This window comes from Alsobacter sp. KACC 23698 (assembly GCF_045348435.1).
Classification (GTDB): domain Bacteria; phylum Pseudomonadota; class Alphaproteobacteria; order Rhizobiales; family Beijerinckiaceae; genus Alsobacter.
This window is the reverse complement of record NZ_CP157484.1, coordinates 765,270-784,314: the sequence shown is the minus strand read 5'-3', so window position 1 is coordinate 784,314 and position 19,045 is coordinate 765,270. Positions and strand designations below refer to the sequence as shown.

At 68.3% G+C, this 19,045-nt stretch carries 18 protein-coding genes; 8 read left to right on the top strand and 10 right to left on the bottom strand.

Annotation, left to right across the window (positions count from 1 at the left end):
- Positions 1-38: 38 nt before the first annotated feature.
- Positions 39-1,064 carry a BMP family protein gene (locus ABEG18_RS03570; protein ID WP_406856723.1) on the bottom strand — a complete coding sequence of 342 codons (1,026 nt, stop codon included), beginning with the start codon at positions 1,062-1,064 and terminating at the stop codon, positions 39-41.
- A 137-nt stretch (positions 1,065-1,201) separates the two neighbouring features.
- Positions 1,202-2,494 (bottom strand): amidohydrolase family protein, encoded by a 1,293-nt coding sequence (locus tag ABEG18_RS03565; RefSeq protein WP_406856722.1) that lies wholly within the window; start codon positions 2,492-2,494, stop codon positions 1,202-1,204.
- A 161-nt stretch (positions 2,495-2,655) separates the two neighbouring features.
- On the opposite strand from ABEG18_RS03565, the gene ABEG18_RS03560 reads away from it, so the two are divergent.
- Positions 2,656-4,740 (top strand): ATP-dependent helicase, encoded by a 2,085-nt coding sequence (locus tag ABEG18_RS03560; RefSeq protein ID WP_406856721.1) that lies wholly within the window; start codon positions 2,656-2,658, stop codon positions 4,738-4,740.
- Between the two features lie 98 nt (positions 4,741-4,838).
- On the opposite strand, the gene ABEG18_RS03555 is transcribed toward ABEG18_RS03560, so the two are convergent.
- From ABEG18_RS03555 to oxlT, 3 genes are all read right to left on the bottom strand, one after another.
- Positions 4,839-5,315 (bottom strand): YbaK/EbsC family protein, encoded by a 477-nt coding sequence (locus ABEG18_RS03555; protein ID WP_406856720.1) that lies wholly within the window; start codon positions 5,313-5,315, stop codon positions 4,839-4,841.
- Between the two features lie 76 nt (positions 5,316-5,391).
- A complete protein-coding gene (locus tag ABEG18_RS03550; protein WP_406856719.1) occupies positions 5,392-6,978 on the bottom strand; it encodes an ABC transporter substrate-binding protein in 1,587 nt (528 codons plus the stop codon).
- Between the two features lie 124 nt (positions 6,979-7,102).
- Positions 7,103-8,398, bottom strand: a complete 1,296-nt coding sequence (gene oxlT / locus ABEG18_RS03545; protein ID WP_406856718.1) for an oxalate/formate MFS antiporter — start codon at positions 8,396-8,398, stop codon at positions 7,103-7,105.
- Positions 8,399-8,798: 400 nt separating this feature from the next.
- Here oxlT and ABEG18_RS03540 point away from each other — a divergent pair, with 400 nt between their 5' ends.
- Positions 8,799-10,088, top strand: a complete 1,290-nt coding sequence (locus ABEG18_RS03540) for a nicotinate phosphoribosyltransferase (RefSeq protein ID WP_406856717.1) — start codon at positions 8,799-8,801, stop codon at positions 10,086-10,088.
- 3 nt (positions 10,089-10,091) lie between these two features.
- On the opposite strand, the gene ABEG18_RS03535 is transcribed toward ABEG18_RS03540, so the two are convergent.
- On the bottom strand, positions 10,092-10,715 hold the full coding sequence (locus ABEG18_RS03535) for a glutathione S-transferase family protein (protein ID WP_406856716.1): 624 nt from the start codon (positions 10,713-10,715) through the stop codon (positions 10,092-10,094).
- 176 nt (positions 10,716-10,891) lie between these two features.
- On the opposite strand from ABEG18_RS03535, the gene ABEG18_RS03530 reads away from it, so the two are divergent.
- The 3 genes from ABEG18_RS03530 to ABEG18_RS03520 all read left to right on the top strand — a co-directional run bounded on the left by ABEG18_RS03530 (position 10,892) and on the right by ABEG18_RS03520 (position 13,466).
- Complete coding sequence (locus ABEG18_RS03530; RefSeq protein WP_406856715.1) at positions 10,892-11,500, top strand: hypothetical protein; 609 nt, start codon at positions 10,892-10,894, stop codon at positions 11,498-11,500.
- A 154-nt stretch (positions 11,501-11,654) separates the two neighbouring features.
- Positions 11,655-12,893, top strand: a complete 1,239-nt coding sequence (locus tag ABEG18_RS03525) for a DUF763 domain-containing protein (protein WP_406856714.1) — start codon at positions 11,655-11,657, stop codon at positions 12,891-12,893.
- A 273-nt stretch (positions 12,894-13,166) separates the two neighbouring features.
- Positions 13,167-13,466 (top strand): hypothetical protein, encoded by a 300-nt coding sequence (locus tag ABEG18_RS03520; RefSeq protein ID WP_406856713.1) that lies wholly within the window; start codon positions 13,167-13,169, stop codon positions 13,464-13,466.
- A 67-nt stretch (positions 13,467-13,533) separates the two neighbouring features.
- Here ABEG18_RS03520 and ABEG18_RS03515 read toward each other — a convergent pair whose 3' ends face one another.
- Both ABEG18_RS03515 and ABEG18_RS03510 read right to left on the bottom strand, forming a co-directional pair.
- The gene (locus ABEG18_RS03515) at positions 13,534-14,340 is read right to left on the bottom strand and encodes a transglutaminase family protein (RefSeq protein ID WP_406856712.1); all 807 of its coding nucleotides are present in this window, start codon (positions 14,338-14,340) and stop codon (positions 13,534-13,536) included.
- The gene (locus tag ABEG18_RS03510) at positions 14,337-14,624 is read right to left on the bottom strand and encodes a hypothetical protein (RefSeq protein WP_406856711.1); all 288 of its coding nucleotides are present in this window, start codon (positions 14,622-14,624) and stop codon (positions 14,337-14,339) included. Before ABEG18_RS03510 ends, ABEG18_RS03515 begins: the two co-directional genes overlap by 4 nt.
- Positions 14,625-14,856: 232 nt before the next feature.
- On the opposite strand from ABEG18_RS03510, the gene ABEG18_RS03505 reads away from it, so the two are divergent.
- Entirely contained in the window at positions 14,857-15,657 is an 801-nt protein-coding gene (locus ABEG18_RS03505; protein WP_406856710.1) for a hypothetical protein, read from the top strand.
- A 16-nt stretch (positions 15,658-15,673) separates the two neighbouring features.
- Here the strand turns inward: ABEG18_RS03505 and ABEG18_RS03500 are convergent, their stop codons facing one another.
- Positions 15,674-16,444, bottom strand: a complete 771-nt coding sequence (locus ABEG18_RS03500) for a hypothetical protein (protein WP_406856709.1) — start codon at positions 16,442-16,444, stop codon at positions 15,674-15,676.
- Between the two features lie 146 nt (positions 16,445-16,590).
- On the opposite strand from ABEG18_RS03500, the gene ABEG18_RS03495 reads away from it, so the two are divergent.
- Both ABEG18_RS03495 and ABEG18_RS03490 read left to right on the top strand, forming a co-directional pair.
- Positions 16,591-17,301: a hypothetical protein gene (locus ABEG18_RS03495; protein ID WP_406856708.1), complete on the top strand. Its 711-nt coding sequence runs from the start codon at positions 16,591-16,593 to the stop codon at positions 17,299-17,301.
- 13 nt (positions 17,302-17,314) lie between these two features.
- On the top strand, positions 17,315-17,707 hold the full coding sequence (locus tag ABEG18_RS03490; protein WP_406856707.1) for a PilZ domain-containing protein: 393 nt from the start codon (positions 17,315-17,317) through the stop codon (positions 17,705-17,707).
- Here the strand turns inward: ABEG18_RS03490 and ABEG18_RS03485 are convergent.
- Entirely contained in the window at positions 17,704-18,963 is a 1,260-nt protein-coding gene (locus ABEG18_RS03485) for an HlyD family type I secretion periplasmic adaptor subunit (RefSeq protein ID WP_406856706.1), read from the bottom strand. The two genes, ABEG18_RS03490 and ABEG18_RS03485, sit on opposite strands and share 4 nt — an antisense overlap.
- Positions 18,964-19,045 lie beyond the last annotated feature (82 nt).

Here is a 19,045-nt window from a genome sequence, read left to right as displayed (position 1 = left end):
CCGGCCGGCGCGTTTTGGCGCCGGCCGGCGTCGCTGGATCAGCTCGAACTCGGGGTGGCCTCGTCGACGTCGACGCGGAACTCGCCGGAGAGGATCTCCTGCTTCTTCTTCTCGACGAGCTCCTTCACCTCGGCCGGCAGCTTCGTCTCGAACTTGCCGTAGGGCGCCAGGAAGGAGCCGCCCTTGCCCATGCGCGAGAAGTCGCCGTAGTCCTGCGCGGTGAAGACGCCCGCCTTGACCAGCTTGATGGCCTGCTGGACGGTCGGGTACATGTCCCAGACCGGACCGGTGATCACCGTGTCGGGCGCGAGGCTCGACTGGTCGGACATGTTGGAGATCGCCAGGATCTTCTTTTCGGCCGCGGCCTCGATCACGCCGAAGCGCTCGGCGTAGATCACGTCGACGCCCGCGTCGATCTGCGCGATGGCGGCTTCCTTGGCCTTGGGCGGGTCGAAGAAGGAGCCGATGAAGGTGATCTTCTTCTTGATGTTGGGATTCACTTCCTTGGCGCCCGCGAAGAAGGCGTTCACCAGCCGGTTCACCTCCGGGATGCCCATGGCGGCGACGGCGCCGACCGTGCCGCTCTTGCTCATCTTGCCGGCGATCAGGCCGGACAGGTAGGCGGGCTCGTGGATCCAGTTGTCGAAGACGCCGAAATTGGGCTCGGCCGGACCCGCGCCGGAGCCGAACAGGAAGGCCACCTTCGGGAAGGCCTTGGCGGCGCGGCGCGCCTCGCGCTCGGCCGCGAAGGCGTCGCCCATGATGAGGTCGAAGCCGCCCTGGGCGTATTCGCGCAGCACGCGGGCGAAATCGGAGGCCTGCACCTTCTCGGAGTACTTGTAGGTGATGCCGAGCTCCTTCTCGGCGCGCTGGAGAGCGACGTGGATCTGGTGGTCCCACGGCTCCTCGATCGGCGTGGCGAAGATCGACGCGACCTTGAGCCCATCGGCCGCGCGGGCGCGCAGCGGCAGACCGGCGGCCGCCAACCCGGCCGCGCCGGCCAGGACGAAGCCGCGGCGGGACAGGCCGTTCCCGAGAATGAACCGTGTCGGATCTTGCGTCATGACCGCCCCCTTGCCAGCCGGAACGCCCGGCCTCGTTGAAACCCGGGCTGGAGTTTGGTCCGCCCAGGCGACTTTGTCCATCCGGTCAGGTTGGCTTTCACCGCCCATTTTGACGGCTAAAAACGCCTGTCCGTCAATCAGTTGGCCGATTTTGGCGCATAGGAGGCGGGGTCGACGGACCCGGGTCGACCGGGCAGGCGCAGGCTGGTCGCGCGCGGGGCGCTCTCGGCGATGACCTCGCCGCGTCGGACCACGGCGAGCCGCTGCGCGCGCAGCCGGACGGCCTCGATCGGGTCGGCCGCCTGCAGGAGGACGAAATCGGCGTTACAGCCCAATTCGAGCCCGTAGCCCTCCAGCCCCATCACCTGCGCCGGAATGGCGGTGACGGCCTCGAAGGCGTAGCGGATGGCCTCGCGGCTGGTCATCGGGACGGCGTGGACGGCCATGTGGGCGACGTCCAGCATGTCGGCGCCGCCGAGCCCGTACCAGGGGTCCATCACGCAGTCCTGCCCGAGCGCGACCGGGATGCCGTGCTGGCGCATCTCGGGGATGCGCATCAGCCCGCGGCGGCGCGGATAGGAGTCATGCCGGCCCTGAAGCGTGATGTTGATCAGCGGGTTGGCGATGGCGAAGATCCCGGATTCGGCGATCAGGGGCAGCAGCTTGGAGACGTAGTAGTTGTCCATGGAGTGCATGGAGGTGAGGTGCGATCCCGCCGCCCGGCGCCCGAGACCCAGGCGTTGCGCCTCGCAGGCCAGCGTCTCGACGTGGCGGGAGAGCGGGTCGTCGCTCTCGTCGCAGTGGAGGTCGATCATCAGGCCGCGCTCGGCCGCGATCTCGCAGAGCGCCCGCACGGAGGCGGCGCCCTCCTGCATGGTCCGCTCGAAATGCGGGATGCCGCCGACCACGTCGACGCCCTTGTCGAGCGCCCGCCGGAGGTTTTCGGCGGCCGTGGGCGAGCGGTAGTAGCCGTCCTGCGGAAAGGCCACGAGCTGCAGGTCGAGCCAGGGCTTCACCTGCTCCTTCACGTGCAGGAGGGCGTCGACGGCCAGCAGCCGGTCGTCGCAGACGTCGACATGCGAGCGCACGGCCAGCAGGCCCTGTGAAACGGCGAGGTCGCAATAGCGCAGCGCGCGTTCCACCACGGCCTCGAAGGTGAGGATCGGCTTCAGCTCGCCCCAGAGCGCGATGCCCTCCAGCAGCGTGCCGGACTGGTTCATGCGCGGCAGCCCGAGCGACAGCGTCGCGTCCATGTGGAAATGGCAGTCGACGAAGGGCGGCGAGACGAGTTGCCCCCTGGCGTCCAGCTCCGCCCCGGCCTCCCCCTGCAGCGACGGCTCGAGCGCGGCGATGCGCCCTCCCCGCACGCCGATGTCGAGGCGCCGGCCGTCCGGCAGGACGGCGTTGCGGACGATGAGATCGAAGGACATGCGAGGCTCCACGCGCGTCGGCGGCCGATGCGGTCTCTTCCCACAGGCGGGCGGCGGGGCGCAACGGGCTGTTGCGGCGCGAGCGCAGCCGGGCGGCTCCTTGCACGTCAGCGCAGTTGCGAGTTGCGAACAAAACGCGAAACGTGCTGGCATCGCCCAGCATGATCGAATCGCCCCTCGCCGCGCCGGTGGCCTATCTGGACGCGCTCAACCCGCAGCAGCGAAGCGCGGTGGAGCATGGCGTCCATGCGGGCGCGACCGTCGGGCCGCCGCTGCTGGTGATCGCCGGCGCGGGCTCGGGCAAGACCAACACGCTGGCGCACCGGGTGGCGCATCTGGTGGTCAGCGGCGCGGATCCGCGCCGCATCCTGCTCATGACCTTCTCGCGCCGCGCCGCCACGGAGATGACGCGGCGGGTGGAGCGGATCGCGCGCCGCGTCATGGGGCCGGCGGGCGGCGCCGTGGCGGACGCGCTCACCTGGGCGGGCACGTTCCACGGCGTCGGGGCGCGGCTGCTGCGTGACTATGCCGAGCAGATCGGGCTCGACCCGGCCTTCACCATCCACGACCGGGAAGACTCCGCCGACCTGATGAACCTGATCCGGCACGAGCTCGGCTTCAGCAAGACCGAGAGCCGCTTTCCCACCAAGGGCTCTTGCCTCGCCATCTATTCGCGCTGCGTCAACGCCGAGGCGGCCATCGAGGAGACGCTCGCCGCCTCCTATCCGTGGTGCGCCGGGTGGGCGGCCGAGCTGCGCCAGCTCTTCGCCGCCTATGTGGAGGCCAAGCAGCGCCAGCACGTGCTCGATTACGACGACCTGCTGCTTTACTGGGCGCAGATGGCGGCCGAGCCCGCCATCGCGGCGGACCTCGGCGCCCGCTTCGACCACGTGATGGTGGACGAATACCAGGACACCAACCGCCTGCAATCCTCGATCCTGCTGGCGCTGAAGCCGGACGGGGCCGGCCTCACCGTGGTGGGCGACGACGCGCAGTCGATCTACTCGTTCCGCGCCGCGACGGTGCGCAACATCCTGGACTTCCCGCGCCAGTTCACGCCGCCGGCCGCGGTGGTCACGCTGGACCGCAACTACCGCTCGACCGCGCCGATCCTGGCGGCGGCCAACGCGGTGATCGGCCAGGCGCGCGAGCGGTTCACGAAGAATCTCTGGACCGACCGCGACAGCGGAGGACGCCCGCGGCTCGTCAGCCTGCGCGACGAGAGCGACCAGGCGCGCTACGTGGTCGAGACGGTGCTGGAGAACCGCGAGACCGGGGCCGCGCTGAAGCAGCAGGCGGTGCTGTTCAGGACCTCCCATCACAGCGGCCCGCTCGAGATCGAACTCACGCGGCGCAACATCCCCTTCGTCAAGTTCGGCGGCCTGAAGTTCCTCGACGCCGCCCACGTGAAGGACCTCTTGGCGCTACTGCGCTGGGCCGAGAACCCGCGCGACCGGGTCGCCGGATTCCGGCTGCTCCAGCTCCTGCCCGGCGTCGGTCCGTCCTCGGCGCAGCGCATCCTGGACCGCATGGCCGAGGCGTCCTCCCCCGTGGCGGCCCTGGCCGAGCATCCGCAGCCGCCGCGCTCCGGCGCGGACTGGGCCTCGTTCGTCGACACCATGGGCCAGCTCGCCTGCAAAGCCGCCGGCTGGCCGGCGGAGTTCGAGCTGGCGCGGCGCTGGTACGAGCCGCATCTGGAGCGCATCCACGAGGACGCAGTCACCCGGCAGGCCGACATCCTGCAACTGGAGCAGATCGCGTCGGGCTATCCGTCACGCGAGCGGTTCCTCACCGAGCTGACGCTGGATCCTCCAGACGCGACGAGCGACAACGCCGGGCCGCCGCTCAAGGACGAGGACTACCTGATCCTTTCCACCGTGCACTCCGCCAAGGGGCAGGAGTGGAAGTCGGTCTTCGTGCTGAACGTCGTGGACGGCTGCTTTCCGTCGGACCTCGGCACGGGCACGACCGCCGAGATCGAGGAGGAACGGCGCCTCCTCTATGTGGCCATGACGCGGGCCAAGGACGACCTGCACATCCTGCTGCCGCAGCGCTTCTTCAAGCACCAGCAGTCAGCGGGCGGCGACCGCCATGTCTACGCCTCGCGGACGCGGTTCATCCCGCCCCAGCTGCTGGCGCATTTCGAGAGCTGCGCCTGGCCGCCGGCCCCGGCCGAGGCCGCGCGTGCGGCCGCCCAGGGGGCGCGCATCGACATCGGCGCGCGGATGCGGGGCATGTGGCGCTAGACCATGCTGTGTTTTGATGGAAACACAGCATGGTCTAGGTTTCTTGGTTGTCGCATGCTTCGTTCGAAAAGCCGGATTCCACCTTTTCGCAGCATGCTCTAGGCCGCCGGCGGCGGATCCTGGCAGACGTCGACCCACTCGGCTCCGGTGATCTCGGCCATGCGCTCCGGCGCGATCCGGACGGCCGCATGGATGTCCCCCGCGGCGGGCAGCACCTCGTCGAAGGCCCTCAACGACACGTCCCAATAGACCGGGATCGGCGTGGCGAGGCCGAACGGGCAGACGCCGCCGGCCGGGTGGCCGGTGAGGGCGACGGCTTCGTCGGCGGACAGCATCGTGGCCTTGCCGCCGAACGCCGCCTTGACCTTGGGATTGCTCAGCCGGGCGTCGCCGCGCGCCACCACCAGCACCGCCCGCTCGCCGACGCGCAGGGACAGGGTCTTGGCGATGCGGCCCGGCTCGACGCCGTGGGCCTGCGCCGCCAGGGCGACGGTCGCCGTGCTTTCGGACAGTTCGACGACGGTCAGTTCAGGGGCTTTGTCCGCCAGGAAGGCGCGGACGGTCTCGAGGCTCATGGCCGGGTCCGGATGGGTGCGGGCCCGACCTGTAGCGCAGCCGGCGCGCGGGGTGAAGCGCGCCGGCCGCCGTGCTCTATTGCATGCCGATGGTGGTTAGGTCCTGGAACCAGTGCTGGGCCTGCACGAAGGACTTCACCTTGGGCGACAGCGCATGCGGGTTGGTGTCATGAACCACCCAGACCAGCACCGCGTCGTCGACGATGATGGAATGCGCCTGGGCCAGCAGCTCGTCCTGCTTGGCGACGTCGAAGCTGCGCTTGGCGTCGTCGATCAGGGCGTCGACCTTGTCGTTCTTGTAGAAGCCCCAGTTGACGCCCACCGGCGCGACCTGGCCGGAGTGGAAGAAGCGCACCAGCGCATAGAGCGGATCGGAGGTGACGTAGGCGACGTTGTTGGCGCTGACGCCGGCGTTCATCTCGTCCTTCGCGCCCTTGCGCCACTGCGTGTAGAGCACCTCCAGCTCGACGGGCTTGAACTCGATCTCTACGCCTATCTCCTTCAGGTTCTGCTGGATGTATTCGTTCATCGGCAGCGACTGCATCTGGCCGGTGCCGCCGATCGCGATGGCGAAGGTCGCCTTCAAGGGCTTCTCGGGCGAGTATCCGGCCTCCTTGACCAGCTTCCGGGCGGCTTCCGGGTCATATTTGATGTCGAAGCCGGGCTTGCCGAACCAGGGGCTGGACGGGTCGACCTGGCCCTTGGCGGGGCTGGCCAGCCCGCTCAGAAGCTGCACCAGCCCGGCGCGGTCGATGGCGAGGTTCAGCGCCTTGCGCAGGCGGATGTCGGTCCAGGGCGAGCCCGGCAGCGTGCTCAGGTGGTAGTTCCAGACATGCGGGGTGACGTTGTCGACGATGCGCATGCCGCCCTGCTTCAGGGCGGCGACGGTGTCGGGCGCGGGCGCCTCAATGATGTCGACCTGTCCCGACAGGAGCGCGTTGGTGCGGGTCAGCGCTTCCGGAAGCGGCACGAGCACCAGCCGGTCGACCTTGGGGACGCGCTTCGGGTCCCAGTAGGCGGCGTTCTTCACGAGCTCGGCGCGCTGGCGCGGCTGCAGCGAGTCGAGCTTGAAGGGACCCGTGCCGGAGGGCTTCTGCGCGAATTTCTCCCAGTCCTTGCCTAGTTTTTCATACTGGGCCGGGCTGGACACCAGGAACCAGAGCATCTGGTAAGGAAAGAAGCTGTCGACGTCCTTGGTGACGATCTCGACGGTGGCGTCGTCCACCTTGCGCCAGCTCGCCACCGAGGGCAGCCGCGGCTTCACCTGCGCGCTCTGGCGCTTGTCGAAATGGGGGGCCTTGTCGTCCAGCACCTTGTCGAGGTTCCAGACGACCGCGTCCGCGTTGAAGGGGCTGCCGTCGTGGAAGGTCACGCCCTGGCGCAGGGTGAACCGCCACAGCTTGGGATTGGCCGGATCGACCTTCCATTCCGTGGCGAGGCCCGGGATGAGCTTTCCGGGGCGGTCCGCCACGTCCATCTCCCAGGCGACCAGCGGGTCGTAGATGGTGTAGCCGGTGAACTGGTAGGCGCCTGCGCCGCGGTCCGGCTGGCCGGAGGTCAGCGGAATGTCGTTCATCGAAATGCCGTAGCGGACGACGGTCTCGGCCGACGCGGGCGCGACGAACAGCGCCAAAGCTACGGCGGGAAGCAGCTTGCGGAACATGAAGGCTCCTTTCGGGTGCGCCCGATCGGAGCAAGCCGCGTGCCATGGCGGCAGGATGCGCGAAGGCGGCGCTGGCGCGCCGCCTCCGGATGGGGCCGGTCCTTCGGCCGGAACCCGGCGCGGCTCAGACCGTGCGTTCGCGCCCGAGGGCCGCGGCGGCTTCGACAGACGCCGGAGCGTTCGCCGGCAGGTAGCGCGCGCGCATCGGCTTGAGGACGAAGATCGCCAGCAGGGCCGCGACGGCGTTGAGCGCCACGGTGATCATGAACACCGCGCTCCAGCCATGCGAGGCGGCCAGGATGCTGGCGAAGGGCACCATGAAGGAGGCCGTGCCCTTGGCGGTGTAGAGCATTCCGGCGTTGGTGGCGGCGTATTTGGAGCCGAAGGTGTCGCCGCAGGTGGCCGGGAACAGGCTGTAGATCTCGCCGAACACGGCGAAGAACAGCGCCGTCACCAGAACGAAGACCACCGGGTTATGGCCATAGGCGGAGAGGGTGAGAATCGACAGCGCCGCGATCGAGAAGGCGATGAACATGGTGTTCTCGCGCCCGATATTGTCCGACACGAAGCCGAAGAACGGCCGGCCGAAGCCGTCGAAGATGCGGTCGAGCGAGATCGCGAAGGTCAGGGCCGCCATCTGCACGCCGAAGAGCGACACCGGCACGTCGGCGACCTTGTAGTCCTTGGCGATCGGGGCGATCTGGGCCGCCGCCATCAGGCCGCCGGAGGCCACCATCACGAACATGGCGTACATCAGCCAGAAGACCGGGGTGCGCAGGGTCTCGCCCGGGGTGCGGTCCACATGCGTCTGCGGCACGCGCACCATGCGCTTTTGCGGCGGGCCGGCGAATTCGGGCTTGCGCAGAAGGAACGACATGATGAGCACCACCACGCCCTGGCCGACGCCGAAGGTGAAGAACGCGTCCTGGTAGCCGGTGGTGGCGATCATCCGGGCGATCGGCACCACCGTGATGGCGGCGCCCGCGCCGAAGCCCGCGGCGGTGACGCCCGCCGCCAGTCCGCGGCGATCCGGGAACCACTTCAGCGCGTTGCCCACGCAGGTGCCGTAGACCGAGCCGGCCCCGACGCCGCCCAGGATGGCGGCCAGGTAGAGCAGCGCCAGCGAATTCGCGTAGGAGTTCAGCACCCAGGCGAGCGTGATCATCACCGCGCCGAACCGGATGACGACGCGCGGGCCGTAGCGGTCCACGAACCACGCCTCGATCGGCACGAGCCAGGTCTCCGTCGCCACGAAGAGCGTGAAGGCGAGCTGGATCGCGGCGCGACCCCAGTGGAACTTCGCGTCGATGGGGTCGACGAACAGCGTCCAGCCATATTGGAGGTTGGCGATCATCGCCATGCAGATGACGCCGAACGCCAGCTGAAACCAGCGCGCAGACGGAGCTTCCTGCGTTTTCATCCCTATGTCCCTTGTTGTTGTGGGACGAGGATGGCCGACTGGTATGTGGCATACAAGGTAGAACTTGCGTCCGTTTCGATTACGATTTCGTAATGCAACAGAAAATTGTCATTTCAAATGAAAATAGAAGCTCCGCTTACGCTCCCAAAAAATAAACTCCGCCGCAGCATCGCTGGGCGGAGTTGCTGACAATCACAGCAGTTTGCTCGGGATGGAACGACCGAGGCGCCCGAACATACAGGTCACGCGGCTGCTGGCACGTTATGGATCCGCAACATACTTGCGCGGGCCCGACAGACCCGGATGGCGCTGCGCCAGGATCCGGACCGCCGAAGCGGGCTCATTTGCAGGTCCGCAATGTCCCCGCCATCATGGCGGACCACACAGGACCCTCCACGGCATGGCCACCGACATCGCGACCCGCGTCTTCAACCACAGCTTCAGGATCGATCCGGCGGTCCGAACCTTGCTGGACACCGATTTCTACAAGCTGCTGATGCTGCAGCTGATCTGGACGATGCACCGGGACCGGAAGGTGACGTTCACGCTCATCAACCGGTCGCACCGGGTGCGGCTCGCCGACATGATCGACCGGCAGGAGCTGGCCGAGCAGCTCGACCATGCCCGCACCCTGCGCTTCGCCAAGAACGAGCTGATCTGGCTGGCCGGCAACACCTTTTATGGCGAGAAGCAGATCTTCCAGCCCGCCTTCATGGACTGGCTCGCCGGCTTCCGGCTGCCGGACTACGAGCTGTCGCAGCGCGACGGCCAGTTCGAACTGCGCTTCGAAGGCCCGTGGTGCGAGACGACGATGTGGGAGGTCCCCGCCCTCTCGATCCTGAATGAGCTGCGGTCGCGCCACGCCATGCGGCGGATGACGCGGTTCGAGCTCGACGTGCTCTATGCGCGGGCCAAGGCGAAGCTCTGGGCCAAGATCGAGCGGCTGCGCCTGCTGCGGGCGGAGGGGCCGCTGGTTTTGGCGGATTTCGGCACCCGTCGGCGCCATGGTTTCCTGTGGCAGCGCTGGTGCGTGGAGGCGCTGCAGGAGGGCCTCGGCCCCAGCATGATCGGCACCTCCAACGTCAAGCACGCGATGGATCTCGGGCTCGAGGCCATCGGCACCAACGCCCATGAGCTCCCGATGGCTTACGCGGCCGTCGCACGCGACGACGCCGAGCTCGCCGAGTCGCCTTATGCGGTGCTGCGAGACTGGGCGCGGATGTATGGCGGCAACCTGCTGGTGTTCCTGCCGGACGCATTCGGTACGCCCTCCTTCCTCGAGCACGCCCCGGACTGGGTGGCGGACTGGAAGGGCGCGCGGCCGGATTCGACCCCCGCCATCCAGGGCTCCGAGCAGATCATGGCCTGGTGGCGCGAGCGCGGGCGCGACCCGCGCGAGAAGCTGATGGTGCTCTCCGACGGCATGACCATCGACAGCATCGAAGCCGCAGTCCGGCATCTGCGCGGCCAGGTGAACGTGTCGATCGGCTGGGGCACCGACCTCACCAACGACTTCGCCGATTGCGTGCCGAACGGCAGCGACGCGGATCTGCGGGCCCTGCACCTCGTCTGCAAGGTGGCGGAGGCCGAGGGCCGGCCCGCCGTCAAACTCTCCGACAATCCGGAGAAGGCGAGCGGCCCGCCCTCCGAGATCGAGCGCTACCGCCGCGTGTTCGGCTCGCCGGCGTGAGCCTCAGCTCTTGGGCGTGAGGGCCTCGTCGATCTCGTTGGCGCAACGGGCGGCCGGGCGCGCGCTGATCCGTTCCCAGTAGCGTTCAAAGGCCGGGCGTTTCTCGACCGTCCCGAACATCATGCCCCAGCCGAGATGCGCGCCGACATAGAGGTCGGCCGCGCTGAACCGGTCGCCCGCCAGATACTCGCCCTGCGACACCGCGGTCTCCAGCGCGTTCATGACGTCCGCATACGTTCCGTAGCCGGCCATCCTCTCCCGGCCCGGCGGGAGCTCGAAGCCGAGCGCCCGGTTGGTCGCGGCGGATTCCAGCGGACCGGCGGCGAAGAACATCCAGCGGTAATAAGGGCCGCGCAGGGCGCTTCCGGCGGGCGGCGCGAGGCCCGCCTCCGGGAAGGCGTCGGCCAGATAGGCGCAGATCGCCGCCGTCTCGGTCACGACGGTCGACCCGTGCGTGATGGCCGGCACCTTGCCCATGGGATTGATGGCGAGGTAGGCGGGCGACTTCATCGCGCCTTCGAACTCCAGGATCTCAGTGCGGTAGGGCCTTCCCACCTCCTCGAGCATCCAGCGGGCCGTGCGGCCCCGGGACATGGGATGCGTGTAGAAGACGAGTTCGTCCGCCATGAGGTTCTCCAAGATGCGCGCCGGCAGCCGGGAGCTTATCGCGAGCGCAGAAGGCGGCAAGCTGGAGCAGGGCCGGAGCCAGCAACCCGAAAAGGGGCGCTCCCCGAAAATTGATCGCCAGATAAGGGACGCCCGACGCCGAACGTATAGGATGGCCGGCCCACAGGAGCTTCCCCATGCCTTTGCGTGACGTCATCGTGTCTACTCGCGTCTTGCTGTCGATCGCCGCCGCCGCGTTGCTCCCGCCTTCCGCGTCGACGGCGCAAACCCCGACGGCCCGCATCCGCGGCGTCATCGAAACCGCCGGTCCGGCGCAGATGGTGGTCCGCACGCGCGAGGGCGACGTGATGACCATCGCCCTGAAGGGCGCCGTGACGGTAAGCCGGCGCGTGAAGGCGACGACGGCGGCGATCGGGCCGAAGGCCTTCGTGGGCGTCGCGGCCGAGCCCGGCCCGGACAAGACGCTGCGCGCGGTCGAGGTGTTCGTGTTCCCGGAGGCCATGCGCGGGACGGGCGAGGGACACCGGCCCTTCGACCTGTCGCCGGAGAGCACGATGACGAACGCCACCCTGGCCGACACGGTGGAGACCACGGACGGCAAGGCCATGAAGCTCGCCTACAAGGGCGGGGAGCAGACCATCCTGCTGACGCCCGAGACCGCCGTCTTCACCTATGCGCCGGGCTCGGCCGACGATCTGAAGCCCGGACGGCGCATCGCGACGACGGTCGAGCAGACGCCCGACGGCGGCGCGCAGACCTCGCGCGTGTCGGTCGACACGCCCTGACGTCCGGCGTCCGCCGACGTCCCGGCGGGGCAGATTTCGCGAGAGCATGCCGCGTTTCGACGGAAACACAGCATGCTCTCGTGTCCTGGCGGTCGCATGCTTTGGCGCGAAAAGCCGGTTTCCGCCTTTCCGCAGCATGCTTTAGAAGACGGCGATGGCCCACCGAGCAGGAAGCGCCGACCTCCCGTTGCATGGCGGCCGCGTGCCGCCCTGGCTGGGACAGCGGATGACGCGCCTTGGCGCGGTGATCGCCGAGGCGATCGTCCTCCATTACGGGCGCGACGAGCTGCTGCGCCGCCTCGCCCATCCGTTCTGGTTCCAGTCGTTCGGCGCCGTGATGGGCATGGACTGGCATTCGTCCGGCATCACCACCAGCGTCATCGGCGCGCTGAAGCGAGGCCTCGCGCCGCTGTCGGGAGAGCTCGGGATCCATGTGTGCGGGGGGCGCGGCTCGCATTCGCGCAAGACCCCGCACGAGCTGGCGGCGATCGGCGAGCGGGTCGGGTTCGACGGCCATGCGCTCGCGTGCGCCAGCCGCCTCGTCGCCAAGGTGGACAGCGCCGCCGTCCAGGACGGGTTCCAGCTCTATCTGCACGGCTTCATCGTCGCCGACGACGGAAGCTGGGTCGTGGTCCAGCAGGGCATGAACGACGCCAGGCGCCAGGCCCGCCGATATCACTGGCTGTCCGAAGGGCTCGCCAGCTTCGTCGAGGAGCCGCATGCGGCCATCGAGGGGCGCTCCCGGGGCGAGATCGTCAATCTGACGGACCGGCGAGCGGCGCCGTCGCGGGCGCGCCAGATCGAAATGCTGGGATCGCTGGGACCAGACGGCGTGGTCCGCGAACTGGCCCTTCTCAAAGGCGGGCCGGCCGCTGCGCCTCCCGTCGTCGAAGCCCAACTTAGCCTTCCGCACCTCGTCATGCCGGCGCATCACGACGTGCGCGAGGCCGACGTGGTCGCAAGCCGACTCCATTCCACGCTGGCGGCCGCGGCGGACCGGGGCCCGGTCGACTTCGCCGACCTGCTGCTGACGCCGGGCGTCGGCGCGCGCACCGTCCAGGCCCTGGCGATGGTGGCGGAGGTCGTCCACGGCGCCCCCTACCGGTTCAGCGACCCGGCCCGCTTCTCGCTCGCCCACGGGGGAAAGGACGGCCACCCCTTCCCGGTGCCGCTGAAGGTGTATGACGAGACGATCCGGGTGATGAAGAGCGCCGTCTCCAGCGCGAAACTGGATCGCAACGAAGAGCTCGAGGCCTTGCGCCGCCTCGACGAGCAATCGCGCAGGCTGGACCGAGTGATCGACGGGCCGAGCCTGCAGGAGCACCTCGACAAAGAGCGTCAATCGTCAGCCGCATGGGGCGGACGCACCGTGTTCGACCGGCCGGAAGACTGATCCGGCGCACCCGTCCTGCAAAGAGGGACAGCGATCCAGTCGACTTTGCTTTTTGCTGAGTAACAGAGATGAGATCTCGAATGGCTGACAAGTGTTAAGCGCGCATCTTTGATGCATCGCGGCCGATGTCGCCTCGCGAAGACGCTGGAGAGGCCGCGTTTTTAATCATATTTTAACCGCCTGTTTGACTCCGCAGTCATGCCCCACCTAACGTTCGATGGTCACGAGTATCGGGCGTCCCCTCGTCGCCCTGAGTGAGTATCGGAGAATACAGTGATCGAAAACCAAGCCATGAACGGAACCCAGAACGGGGTTTCGCATGTCAGAGCCCCCGCTCCTCTTGCCGATCAGGCGATCCTGGACGGCCTCAGCCGCGCCCTGATGGGCGACAAGCAGGACGTGAAGAAGCTGACTGCGACGACCCGCGTCATCAACGCGTTCTACAACTATCTCGGCGTCGTGTGCGGCCGTCCGTCGGACGACACCACTCCCCAGGACACGATGCGTCTCGGCATGATCCTCAAGATCCTGGACGAGTTGGAGCCGCAGGACCGCCTTCGCCGCCTGTCCTGATCCGCTTCACTGCCGCCAAGACCCAAAGCCCCGCCATCGGCGGGGCTTTCGTCGTGAAAGGACGCCCTCAGACCAATTGCTCGGTCGTCACCTGGAACGACAGGAGCGTGTTCTGGCCGAAGGTCAGGGTGAGCGGGACGTCCGCGGCGTCGCGCCCGAAGGCCATCAGAATCCGGCCGATGCGGGGATCGTTGTTACGCGGATCGAAGGTGTGCCACTTGCCGCCGAGGAACACCTCGATCCAGGCCGCGAAGTCGCCTGGCGCGTAAGGCGGCGGCAGCCCGATGTCGCTGATATAGCCGGTGCAGTAGCGGGCCGGGATATTGAGGCAGCGGCAGAACGCCAGGGCCAGATGAGCATAGTCGCGGCACACGCCCCGGCGCTCGTCAAAGGCTTCCGCGGCGGTGCGCGTCGGGCGCGAATGCTCGTATCCGAACTGGATCCGCTCGTGGACGAAGTCGCACACGGCCTTCACCCTGGCCCAGCCCAGCGGCGCGCCGCCGAACAGGCTCCAGGCCGTCTCCGAAAGACGGTCCGTCTCGCAGTAACGGCTGCCGAGCAGGAACTGGAGCGTGTCGGCCGGGAGGAGTTCGATCGGAATCTGCTGGGCGTCCGGCTCGGCCGGATCCCACTGCCCGGAATCGCGGACGACGGTCTCCGTCTTCAGCGTCATGCGGCCGGCGGGCGCGACGAAGCGGTTGCACCAATTGCCGAACGTGTCGCGGTAACCCTCGATCGGAACCGCAGGGGTCGTGATGAGATAATCGGGCCGCTCCAGGTCCGACACCCTGGAGGCATGGACGTTCAGCATCGCGATCACGGGGGTGACCTGGTGGAACTCGTAGGCCATCTCGCAGCCGACCAGGATTCTCATGGGGTCTCCACTGACGGGGTGGCGTCGGGTTCGGGGCGATCGGAGGGCGGGGCCGGACCGCGTCGGCAAACGCCACGCGTGTGCCGCTCGATTTCGGCGAGCGCGGCGTCCAGCGAGCGGTGCGGGCCGAGATGGCACCCTTCCATGGTCTGGACGGCGAAGCCGTCCGGCTCGATGGCGAAGGCGGCCGGCTGCGTCTCGACCACGCGGCCCATCGAGCGGCCCAGCAGATCCGTCAACATCCAGGGGCCGGCGTCGCCCGCAGCAGAAACCGTCACGTCCATCAATTCGCGATCCAGCCTGGGCGTGCGCCGCCGCCGGTCACGCGAGACCGGGCCGGACGTCGATGAAGGAGCCTGCGATCCGGCCGGGGCCCAGGACCCGGCAAGCGCTGCCTTTGGCAGCCAAGCGTGTGTCCCGACAGCATCGCACGTTTGAGCCATCCTCACACGCGCTCGTTTTCGGCCAAGTTCCTTACCGGATGCATCGTATTATTTGCTTTTGGTCAATAATTGCATGTCAATGATTGCACAGCTTTTGATTGAGTGGCGGGTGCGCATGGCTGGTGGAGGAGGAGGCGAGGAGGACAGCTACTGGCCGGGCTATGTCGACGCCCTCACGACCATGACCATGGTGCTGACCTTCATTATGATGGTGCTCGGCGTCGTCGTGTTCATGCTGTCGCAGAACATCTCCCGCACCCTGTTCGAGGCGGTCGCCAAGGCGGCGCGGATCGACACGACGGGGCTGGCCGGCAAGACCTACGAGGAGCAGCGGCTCGCCGTGCTCAGCGCATTGGAGAGCAAAGCCGAAAAGGAGGCGACCGCCCCGCCGGCGCCCGCAGCCGCGGCTTCGCCTCCGACCGCCAAACCCGTGGTGGCCGAGCAGGCCGACGAGCCCGCGCCCGCCGAACGGGACCTGCGGCTCGGGCCTGGCAAGCTGCTGGAGGAAAGGCGGTCCGAGACGGCCGAAGCCTCCCGCCAGGGGGGCGCGGCGACGGAGGTCGGAACGGGGCTCCGCATCGCCTTCGCGCAGGGCGCCATCAAGCTCGGCGACGGAGCGACGGCGGAGCTGGCGACCTATATGCGCCGATCCGCCTCGAAGACGTACCTGGTCCAGGCCAACGCCGTGGAGACCGGGAACGGCGCCACCGACGCCCGCCGACGGGCTTATTACAGGGCCATGCTGGTCCGGTCCCAGCTCGCCGCGAGCGGCGTCCCGGCGGACAGCATCACGGTGCGCGTGCGCGACGCTTCGGCCGGCGACAACGAAGCCGTGGTGATGGTGTTCGGGCGCAACGGCCAGGCCGCCCCGTGACCGATCGCAGCCCCCTTCACGCCTCCCTTCCGGTTCCCCCGCGGAGCGCCATCCCATGAAGAACATCGTCCGCAAACAGGCCACTCGCATGGCCATCGTCCACCTTCTGCTGGCCAGCCTGGTCGTATGGCAGCAGCATTTCATCCTGGGAGGCATCCAGTCCAACCCGTACCTGAACGCCATCATCATCGGGGTCTTCGGGTTCGGCGCGATCCTGGCGATCCGCTCCCTCCTGGGTCTGCGCAACGACGTGAAAGCGTTCGCTGCGCTCAAGGACGTCTATGACGACATCCAGACCGAGCGCCACAGCGCTTCGGCCGAACACGACGAACGCAAGCTGCAGCGCTGCGCGGTCCCGGGGATCGTGTACGCCTCGCCGCAGCTGCTGGGGCATGTCTTCACGCTGACGCTGGACGAGTTGCTCCGCACCCGGCACATGCGCATCTCCATCGCCACCATGCAGCACCTGATCGCCGCGATTGACGCCCGCATGGCGCACCAGCGGTCCCTGATGGGCTACCTGACCGGCCTCAGCGTCTTCCTCGGGCTGATCGGCACCTTCATCGGCCTCATGGAGATGGTGGGCTCCGTCGGCGGCATCATCGGCGGGCTGGCGAAGGGCGATTCCGCATCGCCCGAGTCCATCAAGCGGCTGATCCACGATCTCGAGGCGCCCCTGATCGGCATGGCGACGGGCTTTTCGTGCTCGCTGTTCGGCCTGTTCGGATCGCTGATGCTGGGTCTGCTGGGCCGTTTCGTGAACACGGCGGCGGACGCGCTGAAGCACGAGTTCGAGGGCTGGCTCGCCGGGATCTCGCAGATCGAGAGCGCGCAGCGGATGCCCCGACGGGCCAGCAGGACGCCGAGGCCGGCCGGCTGTCGGCGGGCGCGCAGGCCGTGCTGGCGGCGGCCATCCGGCAATCGGTGGACTCCATGGATCTGGCGACGGTCGGCCTGCGCCGCGTCGTCGAGCGCCAGGACTATCACGCTGAACTCATCGAGCGGACCTGCCGCCTCCTCGACAGGGCGGCCCAGAACGACAACGCCGCCCTGGAGGCGCTGCACCGGACCGACGCTTTGCAAGCCGAGATCGCCCGGATGCGCGAGGACCTGCTGCGCCACACCGAGGGGCTGCGACAGGGCTTCATGCGCGGCTTCGAGCAACTCGGCCGCGTCGCCCGCGAGCATCATGGCTCGGCGATGCGCAGCATGGTGGAGCTGGGGGCGGCACAGACGGAAGGCACGATCCTGCTGCGCCGCATGCACGAGCACAACGACGCCAAGCCCGACGAGAGACTGGTGTCCGGCATGATCGCGCATGCGGTCGCGACCGGCGTCGGCGACCTGGCGAGCGCGCTCAACAGCGCCGTGCAGGAGATCGGCCTGGAGGTCGCGCGCCTGACAGAGGAGCAGCGGCGGACCACCGCCGCCGTCGGCGCTCCCGGCTCGGGCGAACTGGCGCTCGAGATCCGCGCCCTCAGCCGAACTTTGCAGGAAGGCATCGGGGACGGGCTCGCCGACATGGCCCGCACCTTCGACAGCGCCTTTCAGTCCTACGCGACGATCGTCAGCAATGTGGTCGACCAGGCCGAGGACGCCGCCAAGGCGCGCAAGGCCGAAGCGTCCGCGCAGCGGTCGGCATAGACGGAGCATAGCGATGAACCATCCGCAGAAACCCGCAGCGACGACCTCCTGGCTGGACCGGTTCCGGCGCGTCAGCGCCCGGAACCGCGCCTTTCCCCGCCATTCCTGCGCGCTTCGCGCGAGCCTCCTGCTGCCCGAGAAGGCGCTGAGCTTGGACGGCGTGGTGACCGAACTCTCGCGCAGCGGCGCCCGGTACCGGGAGGCGAGCCGCTACATTTTGGACCGGCGCGGCTCTCCGGTGGTGATCGAGCTCCCAGGCGTCGCCCTCGCCGGGGTCATCGTCAACGTTTCGCCCGCCGGGTACGGCGTCAGGCTGGACGACGTCATGGACGAAGATCTTCTGCAGGGCGTCCTGAACCGGCGGGACGCGTTTCCCGGATGGCGGGAGCAAGGCGACGCCGCCTAGCGCCTCAGCGCGTTGTCGCGCACATAGCGCAGAGGACGAAGCAGCGTCTCCAGGATGGTGTGGCGGCCGGACAGGACGTCGACGTCCGCCACCATGCCGGGGACCACGGGCCGATCCGGTCCGAAGTTCGCGGCGCTGGCCTCCAGCCTGATCCTGAAATAGGGCTGGCCCCTCTCATCCTGCAGCGCGTCGGGCGAGACCTCCACGACGGTGCCCTTCAGGCCGCCATAGATCGAGAAGTCGTAGGCGCTGATCTTGACGATGGCCGGCAGGCCCGGCCACACCTCGGCGCGGTCGCTCGGCGACAGCCGGGCTTCGACCGCGATGGCGCTGTCGGTCGGCACGATCACGGCCAGCGGCTCGCCGGACTTGACCACGCCGCCCACGGTCGAGACGTAGAGCTTGTTGACGATGCCGGAGATGGGGGCGACCACGTCGGACCGGACGCTGCGGTCCTGCAGGGCGAGCGCGCTCTCGTTCAGCTTGGCCTGCTGCAGCGCCACGTCCGAGGCCTCCTTGTCCGCCTCCGACGCGAAGCGCAGCGCCGCCTCCGAGCTCTTGCGCGCCAGCTCCGCCAACGCCGACTCGGTGCGGGGGATTTCGTGCGTGAGGTCGGACATGCGCGCCTCGACCTGCTGCAGGCTGCGCTCGTTGTCGAGCAGGTCGTTGGCGGACACGGCTCCCATCTCGGCGAGCCGGCGCAGGCTGCGGACGCGCTGCAGCACGAGGTCGCGCTCGCGGATCGTGTGGGTCCAGCGCGATTGAAGTTCGGACAGCTCCAGCCCCTTCTGGCGGCGTTGCTCCTCGATGATGGCGAGTTGCTCGTCCAGCGTGCGGCGGCGGCTGTCATAGAGGGCGGCCTCCCGCTGCGCGAACAGTTCGGGCGCGCCGCTGAGGCCGGGCGGTGCCTTGAAGGGCTGGCCTGCGGCCTCGGCGGAGAGCCGCGCCAGCCGCAGGTCCCGGGCGACGATCTCGATCCGGGTCTGCGCCAGCTCCGCCCGCGAGAAGCTGTTCTCGATGCGCAGCAGCGGCGCGCCCCTTTCGATGCGCTCGCCCTCGCGCACCAGGATGTCGGTGACGATCCCGCCCTCGAAATGCTGCACCGTCTGGTTCTGCGACTGCGGCACCACCTTGCCGGCGCCGCGCGTCACCTTGTGGAGCGAGGTCAGGCTCGCCCAGGCGACGAGCGCCGCGACGCCCACAGCCGTCGTGGCCAGCTGGAGGCTCGATGGAGGCGGCGGCGGCGGGTTCGGCATGAGGCGCTCTGGGTGCATTAGAGGATGAAAGCAACCATAGGCAGGTGCTGATTTACGAGATGTTAAGCATATAAAAATCAAT

Bases quoted from the DNA above. Each gene is read 5' to 3' on its own strand.
- ABEG18_RS03525 (WP_406856714.1), top strand. From the start codon at position 11,655: ATGGCCCACCGAGCAGGAAGCGCCGACCTCCCGTTGCATGGCGGCCGC.
- ABEG18_RS03565 (WP_406856722.1), bottom strand. From the start codon at position 2,494: ATGTCCTTCGATCTCATCGTCCGCAACGCCGTCCTGCCGGACGGCCGG.
- ABEG18_RS03490 (WP_406856707.1), top strand. From the start codon at position 17,315: ATGAACCATCCGCAGAAACCCGCAGCGACGACCTCCTGGCTGGACCGG.
- ABEG18_RS03505 (WP_406856710.1), top strand. From the start codon at position 14,857: ATGTCAATGATTGCACAGCTTTTGATTGAGTGGCGGGTGCGCATGGCT.
- ABEG18_RS03570 (WP_406856723.1), bottom strand. From the start codon at position 1,064: ATGACGCAAGATCCGACACGGTTCATTCTCGGGAACGGCCTGTCCCGC.
- ABEG18_RS03510 (WP_406856711.1), bottom strand. From the start codon at position 14,624: ATGGACGTGACGGTTTCTGCTGCGGGCGACGCCGGCCCCTGGATGTTG.
- oxlT (WP_406856718.1), bottom strand. From the start codon at position 8,398: ATGAAAACGCAGGAAGCTCCGTCTGCGCGCTGGTTTCAGCTGGCGTTC.
- ABEG18_RS03535 (WP_406856716.1), bottom strand. From the start codon at position 10,715: ATGGCGGACGAACTCGTCTTCTACACGCATCCCATGTCCCGGGGCCGC.
- ABEG18_RS03495 (WP_406856708.1), top strand. From the start codon at position 16,591: ATGGATCTGGCGACGGTCGGCCTGCGCCGCGTCGTCGAGCGCCAGGAC.
- ABEG18_RS03550 (WP_406856719.1), bottom strand. From the start codon at position 6,978: ATGTTCCGCAAGCTGCTTCCCGCCGTAGCTTTGGCGCTGTTCGTCGCG.
- ABEG18_RS03485 (WP_406856706.1), bottom strand. From the start codon at position 18,963: ATGCCGAACCCGCCGCCGCCGCCTCCATCGAGCCTCCAGCTGGCCACG.
- ABEG18_RS03530 (WP_406856715.1), top strand. From the start codon at position 10,892: ATGCCTTTGCGTGACGTCATCGTGTCTACTCGCGTCTTGCTGTCGATC.
- ABEG18_RS03515 (WP_406856712.1), bottom strand. From the start codon at position 14,340: ATGAGAATCCTGGTCGGCTGCGAGATGGCCTACGAGTTCCACCAGGTC.
- ABEG18_RS03555 (WP_406856720.1), bottom strand. From the start codon at position 5,315: ATGAGCCTCGAGACCGTCCGCGCCTTCCTGGCGGACAAAGCCCCTGAA.
- ABEG18_RS03560 (WP_406856721.1), top strand. From the start codon at position 2,656: ATGATCGAATCGCCCCTCGCCGCGCCGGTGGCCTATCTGGACGCGCTC.
- ABEG18_RS03540 (WP_406856717.1), top strand. From the start codon at position 8,799: ATGGCCACCGACATCGCGACCCGCGTCTTCAACCACAGCTTCAGGATC.